Consider the following 21,847-nt stretch of genomic DNA (forward strand, 5'->3'; position numbering starts at 1 on the left):
TTCACCGCCGAATCGGATCGGGCCGTGCAAAACACCGCCCCCTCCGCCTACGGTGGACCACATGACTCGCGGTGACAGTTCCCGTGTTCCCGCGATGCTGCGGCGGACGACAGCCTTCACTGCGGTCTGGGTGACCGCGGTGCTCGTCTTGACGGCCGGTCCTGCCGTGGCAGGTGCGGTGCCCGAGCCTTCGCCGACCCCGACGGCATCCCCTTCGTCGACGGCGACGACCGAGCCGTCGCCGACCCCGACGCCCACGCCCACGCCCACGCCCACGCCGGCGCCCACGCCGGAACCCTCGCCCTCGCCGTCGCCGAGCCCGTCGCCGTCGCCCAGCCCGGCTCCCGCCCCTCCGGCCGCCCGCGATTCCTCGGCCGCAGCAGCCGCCGCACTGGGAGAAGCGACGACCCCTGTCCTCCCGTCGTCGGTACGGCTCACCGGCAGCACCCGGTACACGCTCGCCGCCGGGATCAGCAAAGCGGTCTACCCCCGGGGTGCGCGCACGGTCGTCATCGTCTCGTCCCAGCGCGCTGCCGATCAGCAGCTCGCGGCCTACGTCGCGGGCTCGGTCGGTGGACCGATGCTGCTCGTGGACACCGGGTCGGTCCCCGCCGCGACGGCGTCGGAGATCACTCGTCTCGCGCCGGATCGGATCGTCGTGATGGGCTCGCGCGCTGCCGTCTCGGATGCCGTCGTGACCCGGCTCTCGGCCGGGCGCACCTCGGTGCGCGTCGACGCGGGGACGACCATGTCGCTGTCGCAGAAGGCACTCGTCGCGGCCACCCCCACCGCGGAGACCGTCTACCTCGTCGACGTGCGCCAGCTCGCTGCGGCACCGGTGGCGGCCGCGACTGCCGCGGCCACCGGTAGCGGATTCCTCGTGGTCGAAGGTGCGCGGCCGCCGTCGCCCGGCGCACTCGCCACGCTGCGCGCCGTCGGTGCACGGCAGATCGTCTTCATGAACGGGACGTCGGGGCTCCCCACGTCCTACGGCAACGCGTTGCGCAGCGAGGGGTTCACCGTTGCGAGGCTCGCCGGCGCCGACCGCGCCGGCATCGCCGACTCCGCGACCGCCGAATACCCCTCGACGACGACCCGCGGGGTGGTCACCGCCTCTGCCGAGGCGACCGGGTTCGGCTCACCCGCCGCGACCGCACTCGCGGCCACGACGGGGCAGCCGCTTTACTTCAGCGGCGAGCGCTGCTTGTCGGATGCCTCCGCCGCGGTGCTCCAGCGACGGGGCGACAAAGTCCTCGTCGTCGGTCCGACGGCGCAACTGCGCGCCGAGGTCGAAACGGGCAAGGGGTGCACCGCCGTGCGCACCACCCGGCAGGACAAGCTGCGCTCCTCGCTGCAGTCCGCGCTGAACCGGAACTCCTCCTCGTCGTACACGGCGACCGTTCGCGAGGTCGGCGGTCTCGGCGAGACCGTGAGCATGGGCGGCGCGACGCGCCGCGAGCCCGCCAGCATGATGAAGCTCTTCGCCGCGTGGGGAACGTACAAGCGGATCGAGCGGGGTGCGGGTTCGCTGTCCACGCGGCTCGGGTCGGGTCTCACAGTGGGTGAGTGCCTGCGCGAGATGATCTGGATGTCCGACAACTCCTGCCACACCGACCTCGTTCACTGGATCGGCCTGTCGCAGTTGAACAGGGAGATCGCGGCCGCAGGGTACTCCCGGACCGCATACGGGCAGGTCCTGCGCGGGCAGGACGTGCTGTACGCCGGAAACCGCACGACCTCCGACGACCTCACGAATCTGCTCAAGCGGCTGGAGGAGGGGCGTCTGCTGAATGCCACGCACACCCGGCACATGCTCAACCTGATGCACACTCAGCTCTTCCGCTCGCGACTGCCGAACGGGCTGCCGGCCTCTGCGTACCAGGCGTCCAAGCCCGGATCGTTGTGGGTGTCGGGTGGGTTGCTGCAGGCGGACTCGGCCGTGGTCCGCAGCTCGTCGAGTCGGTTCGTGGTCACCGTCATCGGCGCCCCCGGAGCGTCGAAGGCCGGCATCCGGGACATCGCGCGAACCGTGTACTCGCACTTCAACGGGTCGTTCGGAGCGGCCGTGACCCACTCCGACCTTCACGTGCGCACCGTGCGGAACACCCCGTGGTACCGCAGCTCCGCCGGGGGCGCCATCGCCGGCACCATCCCGTCGGGAACGCCTCTGCAGGTGTCGGACTCCCGACGCCACTGGTACAAGGTGCACTGGCGGGGCGGTTACGCGTGGCTGTACTACCACCACGTCCGCACCAACCTGCGTTACTGACTCCCGCGGGCTGCGGCGTCAGCCGGGCGTCGGCATCAGGCCTCGGGGCGACGACGGAGCAGCTGGATGACGCACTGCTGCGGATCGCACGACGAGCGCATCCCGTCGACGGCGAGCGGCCCGCCTGCCTCGCTGAGAGCACCCTGCATCAGCCCCAGGTGCACATCGCAGAGCGTCTCGCGGTTGTCGGCCTGGTCGGCGGCGTGCACGCAGGGCGTGAGGTCGATCGTGAGGCCGTCCTCGTCGATCTCCGGGTCGAACCCGCCGTCCAGGAGCTGTTCGACGAGGGCGTCGAGTTGGTGCTGCTCTTCTCCGGTGAGCGATCCGGCCGTATCCGGCATGACGCGACGCATGAGGTCGCCCCGTTCGACGGCGGCCTGCACCTTGCGCCGATGCTCGGGACTCGACACGCGCACCCCGTCGACCGCGCGGTAAAGGACGCGCGGACGGCCCCGGACGGTCCGCTTCTCGATCTCGGTCGCGACGAATCCGCGTTCGATGAGGCGCTGCAGGTGTTCGCGAACCGTATTGGGGTGGAGCTTCGTCGCCTTCACGAGCTCGCCGACGGTCTGCTGCGGGGTCGTCTGCAGCAAGTGGAGGATCTCCACTCGCGAGGACGTGGAGATGGCGTTGTAGGCCGTCGGGCGCCGGGCCGTCATGGATCCATTATCGCGGGATGCTCGGCCTGCGGGGGCGCCCCCTGAGTGGGATTCCGCCCTTAATCTGGAGGACATGCGGCATCCCACACCCGACCCGGTCGGACCGGGGCAGGAGAGCGTCTGGGACTATCCCCGGCCCCCTCGCGTCGAACCCGTCCCGGGCACCGTGACGATCACCCTCGGCGGAGAGCGCATCGCCTCGACGACCGGGGCCCTGCGGGTCCTCGAGACGAGCCACCCACCGGTCTACTACCTGCCCATCGCGGACTTCGTGCCCGGCGCACTGACTCGGGCGCAGGGAGCATCGTTCTGCGAGTTCAAGGGCGCCGCGCGGTACCTCGACGTCCACGGCGGCGGACGCCTTGTGCCCGGCGCGGCGTGGAACTACCCGAGCCCCGAGCCGGGTTACGAGGAGCTCGCCGACCGCGTGGCGGTCTACGCGCAGGAGATGGACGAGTGCACGGTCGCGGGCGAGGTCGTCACCCCGCAACCGGGTCGGTTCTACGGCGGGTGGATCACATCTCAGGTGGCCGGGCCGTTCAAGGGTGCTCCGGGTTCGATGGGGTGGTGATCAGAGCCCGAGCGAGGGCTGCACGTCCGGCGAGTCGCTCTCGAGGGGATCCTCGCGGACGAGGTCGGCGACGGAGCTCAGGATCTCGTCGGGTCGGAACGGGTAGCGCTCGATCTCCGCGGCGTCGCTGATGCCGGTGAGCACCAGCACGGTGTGGAGCCCTGCCTCGATGCCCGCGACGACGTCGGTGTCCATGCGGTCGCCGATCATCCCGGTGTTCTCGGAATGGGCGCCGATGCGGTTGAGCGCCGATCGGAACATCATGGGGTTGGGCTTGCCGACGACATAGGGCTCCTTGCCCGTCGCCTTCGTGATGAGCGCGGAGATCGCTCCGGTCGCGGGCAGGACGCCCTGCATGGAGGGACCGGTGGCGTCGGGGTTCGTGGCGATGAAGCGCGACCCGGCGCCGATGAACCTGATCGCCTTGGTGATGGCCTCGAACGAGTAGTTCCGCGTCTCGCCGACGACGACGTAGTCGGGGCTCGTCTCGGTCATGATGAAACCGGCCTCGTGCAGTGCGGTCGTGAGGCCGGCTTCGCCGATGACGAAGGCCGTGCCGCCCGGCTTCTGCGAGGCGAGGAAGTCCGCGGTGGCCATCGCCGACGTCCAGATCGACTCCTCGGGCACCACGAGCCCCGACGCGCGGAGCCTCGCGCTGAGGTCGCGCGGCGTGAAGATCGAGTTGTTGGTGAGGACGAGGAACGGGGTGCCGTCGTCGCGCCATTGCTCGAGGAGCTCCGCAGCGCCGGGGATCGGCGTGTTCTCGTGGACGAGGACACCGTCCATGTCGGTGAGCCAGCACTCGATGTCCGCGCGGGTCCGCATGCGTCCACACTACGCCCGCGACCCTGACTCGCGCGGCGGGCCGGGTGGTCCAACCCGCGACGCTCTTGTGGTTAGGCTAACCTTACTTAGCTCCAAGGAAAGGCTCATCCCGACATGTCCCCTCGTTCACGACTGGTCCTCGCCTCCGCCGCCGGCATGATCGCGCTCGCCCTGGCGGGCTGCACCGCCGCCACCGCGCCCGAGCCCGCCGGGGCCTCGGCGGCCTCTGGAACGCGGTCCGTCGAGCACGCCCGCGGCGCGACGGACGTACCCGAGGAGCCCGCCCGTGTCGTGACGCTCGAGCCCCTGGAGCTCGACACCGCGGTGGCGGTCGGCATCACCCCGGTCGGTGCCGCCGTCGCAGGCAATGTGACCTCGATCCCCGCGTACCTCGGTGCGGAGGACGTCGCCCCCGTCGGAACCGTCCCCGAGCCGGATCTCGAGGCGATCGCGGCGCTGAAGCCCGATCTGATCCTCGGCACCGAGTCCCGGCACTCGGAGCTCTTCGAGCAGCTGACCGCCATCGCGCCGACCGTCTTCATCGCCTCGCAGGCCGATCCCTGGCGCGAGAACGCGTCGCTCATCGGCGAGGCGCTGGGGCGCGAGGACGAGGTCGCCGAGCTCCTCACCGGCGTCGACGACGAGTGCGCCCGCATCCGCGACGAGTACGACGTCGCCGGTCAGACGGTGCAGCTCATCCGGCCCCGCGACGAGACCACGCTGAGCCTGTACGGCCCGGTGTCGTTCGCCGGCAGCCTGCTCCAGTGCGTGGGCTTCAGCATCCCCGACCAGGAGTGGGAGGACGGCCTGCAGGCGGACCTGTCGCCCGAGAACATCGCATCCGCGAAGGCCGACCACGTGTTCGTCACGGCGGCCGACGTCGCCGACCGTTCCGCGATCCCCACCGCCGTCGCGACCGCATTCCCCGACGCCACGCTGGTCGACACGAGCACCTGGGTGTCCGGAGTCGGCCCGAAGGGTGCTGCCGCCGTCCTCGGCGACATCGAGCGGTACCTCTCCGCGAACCGGTGACCGCTGCCGCACGTCCGGGGCGCAGCATCCTCGGAGTCGGTGCCGTCGCGCTGATCCTCGCCGTGGCCGTCATCGCCTCGCTCGCGCTCGGCGCCAACCCGCTCGCTCCGTCGGCGGTGATCGATGCGCTCGCCGGCCGGGGCACGAGCGAGACGGCGTTCGTCGTCTGGGACCTGCGGGTGCCGCGCACCGTCGTCGGGCTCGTGGCCGGCGCGGCGCTCGGGGCGGCCGGAGCGCTGATGCAGGCGTTCACGCGCAACCCCCTCGCCGACCCGGGGCTCCTCGGGGTCGGCGCGGGGGCGGCGTTCGCCGTCGCTCTCGGCGTATCGCTGTTCGGTCTGTCCGGTGCGGGGGAGATCGTCTGGCCGGCGTTCGCCGGCGCGCTGCTGGTGACGATGGCGGTCTACGTGATCGGTGCGAGCGGCACGGGCGGGGCCGTGCGCCTGGTCCTCGCGGGCGTCGCGCTCGGCGCCGTCCTCTCGGGGATTACGACGGCGATCACGTTGACCGACCCCGATGCCTTCGACCGGATGCGCGGGTGGAACGCAGGCTCCCTGCTCGGTGCGGGCCTGGAGGACCTCGCAGCCATCGCGCCTTTCGCCGCCGCGGGGGCGCTCCTCGCGCTCGTCCTCGCCCCCGGACTCAACGCGATGGCGCTCGGTGACGACGTCGCGCGCGCCCAGGGAGTGGACGTCGGCCGCATCCGGGTCGGGGTGATCGTGGCCGTCACCCTGCTCGCGGGAGCTGCCACGGCGATCGCCGGGCCGATCTCGTTCGTCGGCCTCATGATCCCGCACGCCGTGCGGTGGATCGTGGGGCCCGACCAGCGGGCGGTTCTGCCGATGTCGCTTCTCGCCGGGCCCATCCTCGTGCTCGGTGCCGATGTCCTCGGCCGCGTCGTCATCGCCCCTGCCGAGGTTCCGGTCGGGATCGTCGTCGCCTTCGTCGGCGCGCCGCTCCTCATCGCGCTCGCGCGTCGACGGACGGCGAGGGCCCTGTGATGGTGGCGACCACCATGGACCGCTCAGGCCGGGTGATGCGACCGGTTCGGCCCACCGCCGCAGGGCGGCGCCGCGTGCTCGCGGTGGGAGCCGCGGCATCCGTCGTGCTCGTCGCGCTGACGACGCTCGGGCTGATCCTCGGGGACTTCCCCGTGCCGCTCGAGCGGATCCCGACGATCCTGGCGGGCGGAGGCGAAGGGATCGAACACACCGTGGTCGTCGATTGGCGGCTGACGCGCGTGATCGCGGCGGTCGGGGTGGGGGCGCTCCTGGGTATCGCAGGCGCGCTCTTCCAGACCGTCACCCGCAACCCGCTCGCGAGCCCCGACATCCTGGGGCTCTCGAGCGGCGCGTTCAGCGGCATGCTGCTCACCCTCGTGCTCGTCTCGGCGAGCTGGCAGGCCCTCGTCGCCGGCTCGCTCGTCGGCGGACTCCTGACGGCCATCGCGATCCAGGTGCTGGCCTCGCGAGAAGGTCTGCAGGGCTTCCGCATCATCGTGGTCGGTATCGGGGTCTCGGCGATGCTCGCATCGATGAACACGTGGTTGCTGCTGCAGGTCGAGCTCGAGACCGCGATGTTCGCGTCGGCCTGGGGCGCGGGGTCGCTCAACGGGGTCGCAGCGGGTCCCGTCGCGGGGGCGCTCGTGGCCGCCCTTCCGATCGTGGTGGGGGCGTTCTGCCTCGTTCCGCGGATGCGGCAGCTCGAGCTCGGCGACGACCTCGCGTCCGCTACGGGCGCCCGTCCACACGTCGTGCGGGCCGTGGCTCTGCTGCTGGGTGTGGGCCTCGTCTCGGCTGCCACGACCGTCGCCGGTCCCGTCGCCTTCGTCGCGCTCGCGGCCCCGCAGATCGCCCGCCGCCTCGCGCGCACACCGTCGCTGCCGCTGGGGCTGTCCGCGCTCCTCGGAGCAGTCGTGCTCCTCGCCTCCGACCTCGTCGCGCAGCATGCGTTGCCGATGCCCCTCCCGGTCGGCGTCGTCACCGTCTCGGTCGGCGGCCTCTACCTTCTGTCCGTCATCGTCCTGGAGATCCGTCGTCGTGCCTGATCGCCTTCCCGCCTCCCTCGCCGTCGACCGGGCCTCGTTCGCCTACGCCGACACCCCTGTCGTCGAGCAGCTCTCCCTGCAGATCGAACCCGGCTCGTTCACCGTCATCATCGGCCCGAACGCGTGCGGCAAGTCGACGCTCCTGCGGGGCCTCGCGCGCCTGCTCGCACCAGAGGAGGGGCAGGTCGTCCTCGACGGTCGGTCGATCGCCCGGATTCCCGCCAAGACACTCGCGCGACGGGTGGGGTTGCTGCCGCAGACCGCCGTCGCTCCCGAGGGGATCACGGTGCGCGACCTCGTCTCGCGGGGCCGATACCCGCATCGGGGGATGCTGCGACCCTGGTCGCCGGCGGACGAGGCGGCCGTCGTCGACGCCCTCGTCGCGACGGGGACGACCCAGCTGGCGGACCGCCCCGTCGACGCCTTGTCGGGCGGCCAGCGCCAGCGGGTATGGATCGCAATGGTCCTCGCCCAGCAGACCGAGGTGCTCCTCCTCGACGAACCGACCACGTATCTCGATGTCGCTCATCAGGTCGAGCTGCTCGAGCTCCTCGCGGCGCTCCACGAGCTGGGACGGACGATCGTCGCTGTGCTGCACGATCTCAATCAGGCGGCCCGTTATGCGACGACCGTCGTCGCCATGCGCGACGGACGGGTCATAGCGGAGGGTCCACCGGCCGAGGTGGTGACGAGCGAGAACGTGTCGGCCGTCTTCGGCCTCGCCAACACCGTCATCCCCGATCCCGTCACGGGAGGGCCGCTCGTCGTCCCGCTCCGGGCGCCCCACACCACGGAGGTCCGACCATGACCGCAGTCCTCGAACGCCCCTGGGCGTACAGCGCCTTCGAGGTGGAGGTCGCCGCGACCGTGAGGCTGAGCATGCGGTTCATCCGGATCACGCTGCGAGGCGACGCGCTGCGGAACTTCGCGGAGTGGGGTCTCGACCAGCGGATCAAGCTCGTGCTGCCGCTCCCGGGCGGAGGGCTCGCGGACTTCGGCCTGCTCGAGGAGCCGACGCCGCATCCCTCGGACTGGTACACCCGGTGGAAGGAGCTCGACGAGTCAGATCGGAACGTCCTCCGCACCTACACGCCGGCAGCCATCCGGGCGGACGTCGCCGAGATCGACGTCGACGTGTACCTGCACACCCCCGCGGGTCCGGCCTCCGCCTGGGCGGCGTCGGCTCGTCCCGGTGACCGCCTCGTCGTGACCGGACCCGACCGCCGCGTGGGCTGGACGGGGTACGGCGTGCACTGGCATCCCGGTTCCGCGCGTCGTGTGCTGCTGGTCGCCGACGAGACCGCGTACCCCGCGGCGCGCAACATCCTGTCGGCGCTGCCCGACGGCGTCGTCGCCGATGTGCTGGTGGATGCCGCGGCCCCCGGCGACGACCTGCTGTCACCGCACGTCGTCGCGCCGCACCGCGTGCGACGCATCGATCGGGAGGATGCAGGCGGACTCGAGCGCGCTGTCGCGGCGTGGGCGAGTGCCACGGCGGGTCTGCCGCGGGACGAGGTCTACGTCTGGCTGGCGGGGGAGTCCGGCACGGTCACCTCGCTCCGGCGCCTGCTCACCGGGCGACTCGACGTGCCGAAGGATCGGGTGTCGTTTCTCGGCTACTGGCGCGAGGGCGGTCCGCTCATCGGCTGAACCGCTCCGGAGCGCTCGCCGGTGAGGTGGCGGCGAAGGGTCGCGACCCACTCGCCGGTCGCGTCGAGGTGAGCGTCGTGGCTCCCCTGTGAGAGGTCGGCGCGACGCGTCTGCGGACGGCGGGCGATCAACTCGTCGCGCTGCGCCGCGGTGAACATGCCGTCCTTCCCGAAGACGACGAGCGTCGGCACGGTGAGGCTCTCCCACGCCGTCCACTGAGGTCGATGCACGTCTTCCAGGACGGCCGCCATGACATCCGCGTCGAATCGCGGCGACAGGCCTGCGGGCGTTTCCTCGAAGTCGGCGATCCAGGCGCGGGAGAGGGGCGAGTCGCCGAGGAACGCGAGCGCCGCGGCGGGGTCCGCGAACGGCGTCGGCCACGACGCGAAGAAGCTGCCGAGTGCCGCGGCCTCGCCCGGGCGTCCTCCTTCCGCGTGACCTTCGAGCATGACGATGTCCGCGACGAGATCGGGGTGGGTCGCAGCGGTCAGGAACGCGGTGTGCGCGCCCATCGACTGGCCGACGAGCGTCGCCGGGTCCCGTGGTGAGAACAGGTCGATCACCGCGACGACATCCTCGACGAAGGCGCGGCGCGAGAGATCCCCCGGTCGCCGGGTGCTCCGTCCGTGCCCGCGCTGGTCCAGGGCGACGATACGGAAGGAGTCCGTGAGCGCCTCGGCCGTCGCGACCATTTCGGCCGCGCTTCCGGCCAGGCCGTGAAGAAGGACGAGGAGGGGCCCGGCTCCGCCCGCGTCGAGGACGGACAGGTCGACGTCGCCGCGGGTGATGCGTCGCCGGGTGATCGTCACGGGGTCACGCTAGCCGACGCGGTCCCGCCCGGGGTTCGGCCTCAGGCGGTGGCGACCGCGTTGGTCGGCACCCAGCCCAGCGACGGGGCGACGTAGCGTGCGAACGACTCCACGAGGCGCAGGTTGAACGCGACGCCCAGCTGGCTCGGGATGGTCAGCATGAGGGTGTCGGCTTCCCGCACCGCGGCGTCGTGCTGCAGCTGCTCGACGAGTTCATCGGGCGTGCCCGCGTAGGTCTTGCCGAACGTCGAGCGCATCCCGTCGATTATGCCGATCTGGTCGCCGTCGGAGCGTCCGCCGAAGTACATGGCATCTTCCGCCGTGGTGATCGGGAAGATGCTGCGGCTCACCGAGACCCGCGGCGTACCGGCGTGACCGGCCTCGCGCCACGAGGTGCGGAAGGCGTCGATCTGCTCTGCCTGCAGGATGTCGAACGGACGCCCGTCCGCGGACGTGAGGAGTGTCGAGGACATGAGGTTGACCCCCATCCGGCCCGCCCACTCGGCCGAGTCGCGGTTGCCCGCGCCCCACCACACCCGCGAGCGCAGCCCGGGGGAGTGCGGCTCGATGCGCTGCAGCCCCTGTCCGCCGCCGAACGGGCTGTGCGGGTCGCTCTCGGCGAGACCCTCGCCGTCGATCGCGCGCAGGAACAGGTCGAAGTGCTCGCGGGCGAGGTCGGCGCCGCGGGGGTCCTGGGACCCGGTGTAGCCGAACGTCTCGTAGCCGCGGACGACGCTCTCGGGTGAGCCACGGCTCACGCCCAGGGCGAGCCGCCCGTCGCTGATGAGGTCCAGCGCCGCCGCCTCTTCGGCGAGGTACAGCGGGTTCTCGTAGCGCATGTCGATGACGCCGGTCCCGACCTCGATGTGCGAGGTCCGCGCGGCGATCGCGGCGAGCAGCGGCATGGGGGAGGCCTGCTGCCGGGCGAAGTGGTGCACGCGGAAGTAGGCGCCGTTCACCCCGAGCTCGTCCATGCCCTGAGCGAGGTCGATTGCCTGCGTCAGCGACTCGCCGGCGGTGAGTTCGCGACCCCCGCCGAGGGGGCCGTAGTGGCCGAAGGACAGCGTTCCGAAGCTCTGCATACCCGGAACAACGCAGCGGCCGCGGCATCCATTCCGTTGAATATGGATGCCGCGGCCGGAGACGCTGCGGGGGCCGTCAGTTCGCGGGGACGAGCACGCGCAGGGCGTCGACCCACGACGTGGTGGGACGGCCGATGAGGTCGGTCAGATCGGTCTCGGTGGCGTCGAGCGCGCCGCTCGCGATGCCGGCGTCGAGGGCCACGACGAACCCGACCGTGCCCTCGTCGAGGCCGAACGATGCCAGGCGGGCCGCCAGCTCTTCGGGTGTCGCGGGAGCGTAGACGACCTCGCGCCCGAGGACCTCGCCCATCGCCGCGGCGATGTCGGCGTACGTCGCGCGAGGGCCTGCGAGCTCGTAGGTCCGGCCGATGTGGCCGTCCTCGAGCAGGACGACCGCGGCCGCCTCGGCGTAGTCGACGCGCGCGGCGGCAGCCACGGCGGCGTCGCCGACGGCCGCCGAGAACACGCCGGTCTGAGCGGCGCCGGCGAGGTCGCCGGCGTAGTTCTCGATGTACCAGTTGTTGCGGAGCAGGACGGCGGGGATGCCGCTGGCCGCGATGGCCTCTTCGGTCGCCTTGTGGTCGGGGGCGAGGACGAGGTCGGCGGTGTCGGCGTGCGAAACGCTCGTGTAGACGAGCTTCGTCACTCCGGCGCGGACGGCCGCGTCGATCACGTTGACGTGCCCCGCCACGCGGCTGCCCGGCTCAGATCCCGAGATCAGCAGAACGCTGTCGACGCCGTCGAGGGCGGCGGCGATCGATTCCGGTGCGGTGTAGTCGAGCGGCACGACACGCACGCCCTTGTCGGCCAGATCTGCGGCCTTCGCCACGGTGCGTGCACCGGCGACGATGCTGTCGGGCGAGGCGCCGCGGGCGAGGAGCGCGTCGACGACGAGGTGGCCGAGCTGTCCGCTGGCGGCGGTGACGAGAATGGTCATGGCGAGTCCTTTCGGGTGATCGAGCGAAGTGCGCGACACCGGACCGAACCACGCCGACCCGTCTATGCATTCCTCGCCGGGGGTACCCACTTTCAGGTAAGTTGCTGTCATGTCGGTCAGTTTCGAGCAGATGCAACGCGAGTCGCCGGGAATCTTCAGCGAGGCGTGTCCATCGCGAACTGTCCTCGACCACGTCATGAGCAAGTGGGGCGTCCTCGTGCTGCTGGCGCTGACGGACGGCACCCGCCGTTGGGGTGAGTTGCGACGCAGCGTCGACGGCATCAGCGAGAAGATGCTCGCCACCACTCTCCGCACCCTCGCCGCCGACGGCATCGTCGAACGGACGTCGTACCCCGAGGTTCCGCCGCGGGTCGAATACTCCCTCACGCCGCGCGGTGTCGAACTGATGGAACGGGTCATGCCGCTGATGAGCTGGATCCAGGCGAACGCCGAAGAGATCGTCGCGCGCTGACCCGCTCCCCCCGGCCCGCAGCATCCGTGTCCGTGTCAGGATCGAGACCATGACTGCTCTCGGTACGAGTGACCTGACCGTGTTCCCCCTGTCTTTCGGCGGCAACGTCTTCGGCTGGACCGCGGACCGCGACACCTCCTTCGCCGTCCTCGATGCGTTCACCGCCGCCGGCGGCGACTTCATCGACTCGGCGGACGTCTACAGCGCATGGGCGCCGGGCAACTCCGGCGGCGAGAGCGAGACGATCCTCGGCGAGTGGCTCGCTTCGCGGCGGCCGTCGGACGTCGTCGTGGCGACGAAGGTGTCGAAGCACCCCGAGTTCCCCGGTCTGTCGGCCGGCACCGTGCGGGCCGGTGCCGAGGCCTCGCTGAAGCGCCTCGGCGTCGACACGATCGACGTCTACTACGCGCACGCCGAAGACGACGCGACTCCGCTGGCAGAGACCGTCGCCGCGTTCGGCGCGCTCGTCTCCGACGGCCTCATCCGCTACCCGGCGATCTCGAACTTCTCCGCCGAGAACACCCGGGAGTGGGTGCGCCTGGCCCGCGAGCAGGGTGTCGCGGAGCCGATCGTCACCCAGCCCCGGTACAACCTCGTCGACCGCGCCATCGAGCGGGCCGTCAAGCCCGCTGCGGAGGAGCTCGGCCTCACGGTCGTCCCGTACTCGGCCCTGGCCAGCGGGTTCCTCACCGGCAAGTACCGCTCCACCGACGCGTCGGGTCAGACCTCTCCCCGTGCCGGATCGGCGGCGGCCTACGCGACCCCGGAAGGACTCGCGGTGCTCTCGGTGCTCGATGACGTCGCCGCGGCGCACGACGTGGCCCCGGCATCCGTCGCCCTCGCCTGGCTGCGCGCGAAGGGCACCGTCCCCATCGCGTCGGCGTCGCGCGTCGACCAGGTGGACGCGCTCATCGCCGGCGCGACGATCGACCTCGCCGCCGACGAGGTCTCCGCCCTCGATGCGGCGTCCGCTCCGTTCGTCGGCTGACTCCGACGCACGTGGGCGCGGTCAGAGCAGGCGTTCCATGCCGGCGATGAACGCGTCCACGTCGAACCGGAACTGCGCTTCGCCGTGGTTGTCGACAGCGGCGTCGATGAGTTCGCGCAGAACGGGGTAGCCCCCGGTCGACGCGTCGAGCGCGTCTCGGAGATGCGCGACCTGCGGATCCTGCGCGGAGTAGCCGGCGGTCACGACCTCGCGCGCGAAGCCCTGGCAGATGCTCATCAGCAGGTGCATGCCGCGGCTCGTCGTCTCGAGGCCGAAGCCCGCCGCGCGCAGCCGGGCAGCCAGCTCCTCGGCGGGGTCGATGATGGCGAGGTCGTCCGGCGTCGTGAACGGAAGATGGTCGACCCAGGCGCCGATGTCCATCAGGCTCGAGGACAGTGCTCCCGCGTAGCCGCGGCACGCATCCTGCCAGGTCGAGCCGAGATCGAGCTCCGACGACGAGAACCGGCGACGGAAGGCATCCACCGCGAGCATCTCGAGGAGGCTCTCGCGGTCCGTCACGTGATGGTTGAGTGCCTTCCGGTCGACGCCGAGGGCGTCGGCGACCTGCTGCATCGTGAGGGTCGCCGGGTCGAGGTCCCGTGCCGCGTTCAGGATGCGCTCTCGGTCGAGCCCTGCTCGCGTGCCGCGACCGCGACGGGTCGTTCCGGTCATGAGACTCCCTTTTGCGGTGGCGCCGCCGAGAGTATCATTTCCCGGGCGGGAATAACCCGCTCAGACGAAGGGACGACCATGACCGACGAGGTTCTCACTGCCGCCACGAGCATCGGCGACTGGCTCGACAGCGACGTAGGCGGTCCGCTCCTGCGCGGGCTGATCGCCGCCGGGGGCGGAACCGCGGAGTCCCTCGCGCCCGTGCGGGGACTCCCGCTGCAACAGCTCGTCGTCCTCAGTCAGGGCGCCATGCCCCAGGCAGCCGTCGACGACCTCGTGCGACAGGCGAACGGCGGTGTCATCCCCCAGAGCGAATCGATCGTTGGGGCCGAGCCGACCTCGGCCGGCCGTTTCGCCGGTAGGACCGTGATCGTGACCGGCGCGGCATCCGGCATCGGTCGGGCCACCGCCGGCCGTCTCGCCCGAGAAGGCGCCCGGGTGATCGCCACCGACATCTCCGCAGACCGCCTCGCCGAGTTCGCCGCATCGATGCCGGATGCCGACATCGTCACCGTGGCCGGCGACGTCACGACCCAGGAATCCATCGACGCCATCGTCGCCGCGGCCGGAGAGCGGATCGACGCGCTCGCCAACGTCGCCGGCATCAACGACGACTTCTCGCCGCTCGGGGAGACATCCGATGCCATGTGGGACCGCGTCATCGCCGTCAACGTCACCGGCCCGTTCAAGCTGACCCGCGCGGTTCTCCCCGCGATGCTGAAGGCCGGCGCCGGCTCGATCGTCAATGTCGCCAGCGAGGCCGCCCTCCGCGGCAGCGCCTCGGGCAACGCCTACACGACCAGCAAGCACGCCGTCGTCGGGCTCACCAAGAGCGCGGCCGTCATGTACGGGCCGAAGGGTCTGCGCGTCAACGCCGTCGCCCCCGGCGGGGTGGCCACCGGCATCCCCTTCCCCCCGAACGTCTCGGAGTACGGCCAGCAGCGCCTCGGTGCGTTCCACGGCACGATGCCCGGCGTCGCCACCCCGGAGCAGCTCGCCGCATCGATCACGTTCCTGCTCTCGGACGACGGCGTCAACATCAACGGCGTGGTGCTGGCCAGTGACGGCGGGTGGTCGGCGCAATGATCCGAGCGGATGCCGCCCCGCCTCTACGCTGGTGGGGTGGCATCCGTCCTGAACATCTCCGCCTACCTCTTCACGCACATCGCGGACCCCGCGTCGCTGCGTCCTGTGTTGTACGAGCGGGCGGAGGCGCGCGGACTCCGCGGCACGATCCTCCTCGCGGAGGAGGGCATCAACCTTTTCCTGGCGGGACCTGCCGAGGATGTGCGCGGGTTCGTGGACGAGCTGCGCACAGACGGGCGCTTCGCGTCGCTCACGACGAAGGAGAGCTGGTCGGACGAGCAGCCGTTCCGCAAGATGCTCGTCAAACACAAGCGCGAGATCATCCGGATGGATCGCCCCACGATCCGTCCTGACGCCGGCCGGGCTCCGGCCGTCGACCCGACGACGCTCCACCGCTGGCTCGAGGCCGGCGTCGACGACGACGGGCGCGAGGTCGTGCTGCTGGACACCCGCAACGCGTTCGAAGTCGACCACGGCACATTCTCGGGCGCCCTCGACTGGCGGATCGATAAGTTCACCGAGTTCCCCGAGGCCGCCGCCGCGCACCGGGACGAGCTCGTCGGCAAGACCGTCGTCAGCTTCTGCACCGGCGGCATCCGGTGCGAGAAGGCCGCGCTCGTCCTCCGCGAGGACGGAATCGACGCGCGTCAGCTCGAGGGCGGCATCCTCGGCTACTTCGAGCACGTCGGCGCCGACGGATTCGAGGGCGACTGCTTCGTCTTCGACGAGCGTCGCACCGTCGACGCGTCGCTGCAGCCCACGGGCTGACCCGCGTCGGACGTCGGCGCTAGCCTCGTGCCATGCACCGGCTCACGAGGGACGAGGCGCGCCGCATCGCGGTGCGCGCGCAGCTGCTCGACGCGGATCGTCCCGGCGACGTCGTCGAGGTGGCGGAGCAGATCGCCGCGATCAAGATCGACCCGACCGCCGTCATCGCCCCCAGCGAGCAGTCGATCTGCTGGTCGCGGATCGGGTGGGCGTACGAGCCCGGCCAGCTGTCGAAGGCCGTCGAGGGCGATCGGCTGCTGTTCGAGTACGACGGGCACTTCCGCCCGGCATCCCTCCTCCCCGCTCTGCGCGCGATCATGCCGAGCCGCCGCCTGAGCGCCGCGACGGCGGCCTATCTCGAGGCGAATGCCGCCTTCCGCGCCGAGATCCTGCGCCGCCTCGACCGCGACGGTCCCCTGCCGGCATCGGAGATCCCCGACACGAGCGCGGTCCAGGCGAAGAACGAGAGCGGCTGGTACGGCGCCAACCAGGTGCCGCGGATGCTGGAACTCATGTCGTACCTCGGCGACGTCGCGATCAGTGGTCGCCTCGGGCGGCAGCGGGTGTGGGACCTGCCCGAGCGCGTCTACGGGGCGACGGATGCCGCGATGAGCCCGTCCGACGCCGAGGAGGCACTCGCGGGCCGGCGCCTGCAGGCCCTCGGCATCGCGCGGCAGAAGTCGCCGTGGTCCGGCGTCGGCACGGCCGGCGAGGAAGCCGAGGTGGAGGGGAGCTCGTTGCGCTGGCGCGTCGACCCCGAGGCGATCGCGGCCCTGGACGACGACCCGGGCGGGCGCGCGGCGATCCTCAACCCGTACGACCGGATGCTCTTCGACCGGCCGCGCCTGACCGAGCTGTTCGACTTCACCTTCGTCCTCGAGCAGTTCAAGCCCAAGCATCAGCGGGTCTACGGCTACTTCGCGCATCCGATCCTCGTCGGCGACCGTTTCGTCGCGCTCCTCGACGCAGCGCTCGACAAGAAGAAGGAGACGCTCGTGGTCGCCGCGGTCCACGAGCTCGCCCCGCTCGACGAGGACGAACGCGAGATGGTGCACGCCGAGATCCGGGACCTCGGCGAATGGCTCGGGGTCCCGGTCCGCGGACTGGAGTGAGACGGGTCAGCGCGCCAGGCGCAGGGTGACCAGCTGGAACGGCGACAGGTCGAGGCGGACCGTCCCGGTCGTCTCGCGGAGCGCCGTCGACTCGATCTCCCGCTCGAGCAGATCGGTCTGCGTGACCGCCGTCACCGCGAACCCTGCCGTCACCCGCGCCGTGCGGGACGACCCGAGCCCCTCGTAGAGTCGCACGATCACGTCGCCGGAACCATCGTCGGCCAGCTTGACCGCCTCGACGACCACGCCCGGGTCGTCCAGCGTCAGCAGGGGCGCGACCTCATCCGCGCCGCGCACGGCGACAGGGGGCAGATTGAGGCGGAGCCCCTCGCCGATCGCGTCGGCGACCGTCGCGGACGGGAGGAGCGAGACCCGGAACTCGTGCGCCCCCTGGTCGGCCTCCGGGTCGGGGAACAGCGGAGCCCGAACGAGCGTCACGCGGGCGACCGTCCGTGCGCCACCGTCGGCGCCCGGCGCGCGCTGCACGTCGTGACCGTAGGACGAGTCGTTGGCGACGGCGACCCCGTACCCGCCCTCGACGACGCGGATCCAGCGGTGCGCGACGGTCTCGAACTTGGCGGCATCCCATGTCGTGTTCGCGTGCACCGGGCGGGAGACGTGACCGAACTGGATCTCGGACTCGGCCCGTTCGGCGCGCACACGGAGGGGGAAGGCGATCTTCAGCATCTTCTGACGTTCGTGCCAGTCGAGCCGCAGGGCGATCTCGAGTGCGCCGGAGAACGGGTCGACGCTGTAGCGCTGCTCCAGCTCCGAGGAGCCGAACCGCCGGTGCACGACGAGGTCTGCACCGTCCGCGACGATCTCGACGACATCGGCGAGGGTCGTCCCGAGGGTGCCGTCCTCGGCGTCGATGTTCCAGGCGTCCCACTCGCGGGGCGTGTCGCGGAACAGCTGCAGCACGCCGGCGGGGAACGCCGGGTCGATGAGCTCCTGGCCGGTGGTGAGGTCGACGGCGCCCACGACGAGCCCGCGACCGTCGATCGCCCAGTGGAACCGTTCGTGCCGGAACGACCACCCGTCGCCGTCCCGTTCGGGAACGACGGGGAGGACGGATGCCGCCTCCGCGACGCCCAGCGCCGGGGCTCCGGCCAGCGGCATCGGCGCGGCGTTCACCGTGAGTGCGCGGTCGCCCTCGCCGGTGAGCGAACGCACCGCGGTGTCGATGATCTCCTGCAGCTCGGCGGCGACGCGCGCATAGGTCGCCTCGGCCTCCTGGTGCACCCAGGCGATCGAGGTGCCGGGCAGGATGTCGTGGAACTGGTGGAGCAGCACCGTCTGCCAGAGCGATCGCAGCTGTCCAGCAGGGTACGGCGCACCCGTGCGGACCGTGTCGACGGTCGCCCACAGCTCGGCCGCGCGGAGGAGATGCTCGCTGCGGCGGTTGCCGCGCTTCGTGCGCGCCTGCGCGCTGTAGGTGCCCCGGTGGTATTCGAGGTAGAGCTCACCCGACCAGACCGGCGGTTCCGTGTACTCCGCCTCGGCGTCGCTGAAGAACTGCGAGGGTGATCCGAGGCGGACGCGCGGCGACCCCTCGAGGTCTGCGGTGCGCCGCGCCGCCGCGATCATCTCGCGGGTCGGACCGCCGCCCCCGTCCCCCCACCCGAACGGGACGAGGGAGTGCGAGGCGTCCGCCTTCTCGGCGAACTGGCGTTCGGCGAGGGCGAGCTCGGCCGCCGACAGTTCGGAGTTGTACGTGTCGACCGGGGGGAAGTGCGTGAACACGCGGGTTCCGTCGATGCCCTCCCACAGGAAGGTGTGGTGCGGCATCCGGTTCGTCTCGTTCCACGAGATCTTCTGCGTGAGGAACCATCGCGACCCGGCGGCGGTGATGATCTGGGGGAGCGCGGCGGAGTATCCGAACGAGTCCGGCAGCCAGACCTCGAGTGGCTCGACGCCGAACTCCTCGAGGAAGAACCGCTTGCCCTCGACGAATTGACGCGCGAGGGCTTCGGAGCCGGGCATGTTCGTGTCCGATTCGACCCACATGCCCCCGACCGGGGCGAAGCGTCCGGCGGCGACGGCATCCTTCATCCGTCCGAACAGCTCGGGGTAGTGCTCCTTCATCCAGGCGTACTGCTGCGCCGACGACGCGGCGAAGACGAAGTCGTCCTCGGTGCGCATGAGGTCCAGGACGTTGGAGAAGGTGCGCGCCACCTTGCGCACCGTCTCGCGGATCGGCCAGAGCCAGGCGGAGTCGATGTGGGCGTGACCGACGGCGGTCAGCTGATGCGAAGACGGGGATGCCGGGGCTGCGAGCACGGCGCGGAGCGCGGCCCGACCCGCCGCGGCGGTGCCGGCGACGTCGTCGGGGTCGACCGCGTCGACGGCGCGTCCGAGCGCCGCGAGCACGCGGGCGTGACGGGTGCGGTCCGGCTCGAGCTCGTCGACGAGGCCGCGGAGCGTCCAGATGTCCTGCTGCAGCTCCCACACGGTCTGATCGAGCAGGCCGAGATCGAGCCGTCGCAGCCGGTAGATCGGCTCGTCGCCGGCGGTGGCACGGTCGCCGAGGGGGGTCGCGGCGAAGGTGAAGGTCCCGGCGACGCTGGGGTTGCCGGCGGCTTCGATCCACAGGTCGATCACGTCGCCGTCGATCGGCACGGCGGCGTTCCGGGGTTCGATGGCCTTGACGATCGACCCGTCGGGGCGGAAGACGAGAGCTTCGGCTTGGAAGCCGGGACCGGAAGAGTCGAACCCGAGGTCGACGACGATCTCGGGACGCGTTCCCGGAGTGTCGCGCCAGGATGCCGGAACGCTGCCGGTGACGTGGAACCAGACCGTGCCCCACGGCCGCCCCCACGCGGTGCCCACCGGGACGGGGGCATAGTCCTGCGCGACCGCCTCGGCGAACGGCACGGGCTCGCCCGGGACCTCCCACCGCCGTGATGTCCAGCGGAGCCGTGTCGCGGTAGAGCGCGGGGATCAGTCGGTCGCCGGCGAGCCGGTCGACCCGTTGCAGTGCGAGTCGGTCGTTGCGATGCATGGAGGACGTCTTTCGGGAGAGGTTCGGCGGGAGAGGGGCTGTTCGGGTCAGCCTTTGACGGCACCGGAGAGGGCGAAGGAGCCCCCGAGGCCGCGGGTGACGATGAGGTAGAGGCCGAGTACGGGGATCGAGTACAGCAGCGAATACGCGGCCAGACGTCCATAGGCGACCGTGCCGTACTGGCCGAAGAACGAGTAGATGGAGACAGCCGCGGGCTGCCAGTCGGGGGTCAGCAGGAGAACGAACGGGACGAAGAAGTTGCCCCATGCCTGCAGGAACACGAAGACGAAGACGACGCTGAGCGCCGGGCGCATGAGCGGGACGACGACAGTGAGGAGCGCGCGCATGGCGCTCGCCCCATCGACCCACGCGGCTTCTTCGAGGCTCACCGGGACGCGAGTCCATGAAGTTCTTCGTCATCCACAGTGCCATCGGCAGTGCGCTCGCGGCGAGGAACAGGGCGACCGCCCACGGCTGATTGATGAGCCGCATCTGCACGAACAGGCTGTAGACGGGGACCATGATCGCCGTGATCGGCAGGCAGCTCGCGAACAGCACCGAGTAGAGGAACGGAGCATTGAAGCGGGACCGGTAGCGCGAGAGCGGATAGGCGGCGAGGACGGATGCCACGACCGTCACCGCTGCCGCGCCGGTCGACAGCAACAGGCTGTTCAGGAGCGGGCGCAGCGTCAATTCGGGGGTCAGGACGTCCGTGAAGTTGTCGAGGGTGGGTTCCGCGGGCCACGCGACCTGGTAGGTCGCGGCGGAATCGATCGAGGCCAGGACGACCCAGGCGAGCGGCGCGGCGAAGATCACGCCGATCACCACGAGGACGAGGTTCGCCCAGAACCGCGTCGCTCCGCGCCGCGGCGACGCGATGCTGGCTGCGAGCGGGGACCGACGAGGTGGCGTCGCCACGCTCACGAGACGCTCCCTCGGCGGCGCAGCGACAGGACGTAGGCGAGCGAGAACACCGCGCCCAGAGCCAGCATGACGATCGCGATGGCGTTCCCGTAACCGATGTCCCCGAACGAGAACGCCTGCGAATAGGCGAACACCGGGAGCGTGGCGGACAGGTCGCCCGGCCCGCCCTTCGTCATGACCCAGATGAGCGTGAACACCGACAGCGTCTGGAGCGTCGTCAGGAGCAGGTTGGTGAAGATGGTGCCCGTGATCATGGGGAGCGTGATGAACCGCAGCCGCTGCCACGCCCCCGCGCCGTCGATCATCGCCGACTCGGTGACCTCGGGCGGGACGTCATCGAGGGCGGCTCGGTAGATCAGCATCGAGAACGCCGTCCCTCGCCACGTGTTCGCGAGGATGATCGCGAGCATCGGCAGCGCGTACAGCCAGTTCGGTCCGGCCACCCCGATGAGCGACAGCGCCCCGTTGAGCGTGCCGTCGTCCGACAGGAAGGCGTACCCGACGAAGGCTGCCACGATCTCGGGGAGCACCCAGGCGGTCACGACGATCACCCCGACGGTGCCCGCGACGGCAGGGCTCCCGGCCCGGAAGAGGACCGCCAGCAGGAGTCCGAGCACGTTCTGGCCGATGACCGCCGACCCTACGACGAAGACCACGGTCAACAGCACCGAGAGGGGGAGGACCGGGTCGGCGAAGAGCCTCGCGAAGTTGTCGAGGCCGACGAACTCCGGCTTCGCCGCACTCACGCCGGTAAGGGCCCGGTCGGTGAGTGACCCGCCGACCGCCCACGCGATGGGACCGGCGAGGAAGACGACGAGGAGCCCGACGGCCGGCAGCATCGGCAGCGCCCGGGTCGGCGTGACGCGAGCGCCCACCCGCGTCCGGGCGCGCCGCGGCGCGGGCGCCGCCGGATGGGGATGACGCGTGAGGGTCGTTGTCATGC

General features: G+C 71.0%; 19 protein-coding genes and 2 pseudogenes. 12 read left to right on the top strand and 9 right to left on the bottom strand.

Features of this window, described 5'->3' with window-relative positions:
* Positions 1-61 precede the first annotated feature (61 nt).
* Positions 62-2,269, top strand: a complete 2,208-nt coding sequence (locus QE428_RS08695; RefSeq protein ID WP_307468165.1) for a serine hydrolase — start codon at positions 62-64, stop codon at positions 2,267-2,269.
* Positions 2,270-2,304: 35 nt separating this feature from the next.
* Here QE428_RS08695 and QE428_RS08700 read toward each other — a convergent pair whose 3' ends face one another.
* Positions 2,305-2,928, bottom strand: coding sequence for a metalloregulator ArsR/SmtB family transcription factor (locus QE428_RS08700; RefSeq protein WP_307468166.1), 624 nt, complete (start codon positions 2,926-2,928; stop codon positions 2,305-2,307).
* A gap of 73 nt (positions 2,929-3,001) precedes the next feature.
* Between QE428_RS08700 and QE428_RS08705 the strand changes: the two genes are divergently transcribed.
* Entirely contained in the window at positions 3,002-3,499 is a 498-nt protein-coding gene (locus QE428_RS08705; protein ID WP_307468169.1) for a DUF427 domain-containing protein, read from the top strand.
* On the opposite strand, the gene QE428_RS08710 is transcribed toward QE428_RS08705, so the two are convergent.
* Positions 3,500-4,324 carry an HAD-IIA family hydrolase gene (locus QE428_RS08710; protein WP_307468170.1) on the bottom strand — a complete coding sequence of 275 codons (825 nt, stop codon included), beginning with the start codon at positions 4,322-4,324 and terminating at the stop codon, positions 3,500-3,502.
* 114 nt (positions 4,325-4,438) lie between these two features.
* On the opposite strand from QE428_RS08710, the gene QE428_RS08715 reads away from it, so the two are divergent.
* From QE428_RS08715 to QE428_RS08735, 5 genes are read left to right on the top strand one after another with little or no spacing between them, the layout of a single operon-like run.
* Positions 4,439-5,356 (top strand): iron-siderophore ABC transporter substrate-binding protein, encoded by a 918-nt coding sequence (locus tag QE428_RS08715; RefSeq protein ID WP_307468173.1) that lies wholly within the window; start codon positions 4,439-4,441, stop codon positions 5,354-5,356.
* Positions 5,353-6,357 carry an iron ABC transporter permease gene (locus tag QE428_RS08720; RefSeq protein ID WP_307468177.1) on the top strand — a complete coding sequence of 335 codons (1,005 nt, stop codon included), beginning with the start codon at positions 5,353-5,355 and terminating at the stop codon, positions 6,355-6,357. Before QE428_RS08715 ends, QE428_RS08720 begins: the two co-directional genes overlap by 4 nt.
* The gene (locus QE428_RS08725; RefSeq protein ID WP_307468180.1) at positions 6,357-7,403 is read left to right on the top strand and encodes an iron chelate uptake ABC transporter family permease subunit; all 1,047 of its coding nucleotides are present in this window, start codon (positions 6,357-6,359) and stop codon (positions 7,401-7,403) included. Before QE428_RS08720 ends, QE428_RS08725 begins: the two co-directional genes overlap by 1 nt.
* A complete protein-coding gene (locus QE428_RS08730) occupies positions 7,396-8,211 on the top strand; it encodes an ABC transporter ATP-binding protein (protein WP_307468183.1) in 816 nt (271 codons plus the stop codon). Before QE428_RS08725 ends, QE428_RS08730 begins: the two co-directional genes overlap by 8 nt.
* Positions 8,208-9,053: a siderophore-interacting protein gene (locus QE428_RS08735; protein WP_307468187.1), complete on the top strand. Its 846-nt coding sequence runs from the start codon at positions 8,208-8,210 to the stop codon at positions 9,051-9,053. The genes QE428_RS08730 and QE428_RS08735 overlap by 4 nt, the downstream gene beginning before the upstream one ends.
* Here QE428_RS08735 and QE428_RS08740 read toward each other — a convergent pair.
* From QE428_RS08740 to QE428_RS08750, 3 genes are all read right to left on the bottom strand, one after another.
* A complete protein-coding gene (locus QE428_RS08740; protein WP_091351953.1) occupies positions 9,020-9,862 on the bottom strand; it encodes an alpha/beta fold hydrolase in 843 nt (280 codons plus the stop codon). The two genes, QE428_RS08735 and QE428_RS08740, sit on opposite strands and share 34 nt — an antisense overlap.
* Before the next feature lie 41 nt (positions 9,863-9,903).
* Positions 9,904-10,944 (bottom strand): LLM class flavin-dependent oxidoreductase, encoded by a 1,041-nt coding sequence (locus tag QE428_RS08745; protein WP_091351955.1) that lies wholly within the window; start codon positions 10,942-10,944, stop codon positions 9,904-9,906.
* 76 nt (positions 10,945-11,020) lie between these two features.
* Positions 11,021-11,881, bottom strand: a complete 861-nt coding sequence (locus QE428_RS08750) for an SDR family oxidoreductase (RefSeq protein ID WP_307468190.1) — start codon at positions 11,879-11,881, stop codon at positions 11,021-11,023.
* A gap of 109 nt (positions 11,882-11,990) precedes the next feature.
* Here QE428_RS08750 and QE428_RS08755 point away from each other — a divergent pair, with 109 nt between their 5' ends.
* Together QE428_RS08755 and QE428_RS08760 are read left to right on the top strand one after the other, a co-directional pair.
* The gene (locus tag QE428_RS08755) at positions 11,991-12,353 is read left to right on the top strand and encodes a helix-turn-helix domain-containing protein (protein WP_307468194.1); all 363 of its coding nucleotides are present in this window, start codon (positions 11,991-11,993) and stop codon (positions 12,351-12,353) included.
* A 49-nt stretch (positions 12,354-12,402) separates the two neighbouring features.
* On the top strand, positions 12,403-13,341 hold the full coding sequence (locus QE428_RS08760; RefSeq protein WP_091351962.1) for an aldo/keto reductase: 939 nt from the start codon (positions 12,403-12,405) through the stop codon (positions 13,339-13,341).
* A 21-nt stretch (positions 13,342-13,362) separates the two neighbouring features.
* On the opposite strand, the gene QE428_RS08765 is transcribed toward QE428_RS08760, so the two are convergent.
* Positions 13,363-14,013 carry a TetR/AcrR family transcriptional regulator C-terminal domain-containing protein gene (locus QE428_RS08765; RefSeq protein WP_133398409.1) on the bottom strand — a complete coding sequence of 217 codons (651 nt, stop codon included), beginning with the start codon at positions 14,011-14,013 and terminating at the stop codon, positions 13,363-13,365.
* Between the two features lie 78 nt (positions 14,014-14,091).
* On the opposite strand from QE428_RS08765, the gene QE428_RS08770 reads away from it, so the two are divergent.
* From QE428_RS08770 to QE428_RS08780, 3 genes are read left to right on the top strand one after another with little or no spacing between them, the layout of a single operon-like run.
* The gene (locus tag QE428_RS08770) at positions 14,092-15,099 is read left to right on the top strand and encodes an SDR family NAD(P)-dependent oxidoreductase (protein WP_091351966.1); all 1,008 of its coding nucleotides are present in this window, start codon (positions 14,092-14,094) and stop codon (positions 15,097-15,099) included.
* A 36-nt stretch (positions 15,100-15,135) separates the two neighbouring features.
* Entirely contained in the window at positions 15,136-15,867 is a 732-nt protein-coding gene (locus QE428_RS08775) for a sulfurtransferase (RefSeq protein ID WP_307468198.1), read from the top strand.
* Between the two features lie 32 nt (positions 15,868-15,899).
* The gene (locus tag QE428_RS08780) at positions 15,900-16,979 is read left to right on the top strand and encodes a DNA glycosylase AlkZ-like family protein (protein WP_307468200.1); all 1,080 of its coding nucleotides are present in this window, start codon (positions 15,900-15,902) and stop codon (positions 16,977-16,979) included.
* Positions 16,980-16,985: 6 nt separating this feature from the next.
* On the opposite strand, the pseudogene QE428_RS08785 reads toward QE428_RS08780, so the two are convergent.
* The 3 genes and pseudogenes from QE428_RS08785 to QE428_RS08795 all read right to left on the bottom strand — a co-directional run bounded on the left by QE428_RS08785 (position 16,986) and on the right by QE428_RS08795 (position 21,845).
* Positions 16,986-19,980 (bottom strand): annotated as a pseudogene (locus tag QE428_RS08785) (alpha-mannosidase).
* Between the two features lie 47 nt (positions 19,981-20,027).
* Positions 20,028-20,904, bottom strand: a pseudogene (locus QE428_RS08790) (carbohydrate ABC transporter permease).
* Complete coding sequence (locus QE428_RS08795; protein WP_307468202.1) at positions 20,901-21,845, bottom strand: carbohydrate ABC transporter permease; 945 nt, start codon at positions 21,843-21,845, stop codon at positions 20,901-20,903. Before QE428_RS08795 ends, QE428_RS08790 begins: the two are co-directional and overlap by 4 nt.
* Positions 21,846-21,847 lie beyond the last annotated feature (2 nt).

This window comes from Microbacterium sp. SORGH_AS_0505, assembly GCF_030818715.1.
Lineage (GTDB): Bacteria > Actinomycetota > Actinomycetes > Actinomycetales > Microbacteriaceae > Microbacterium.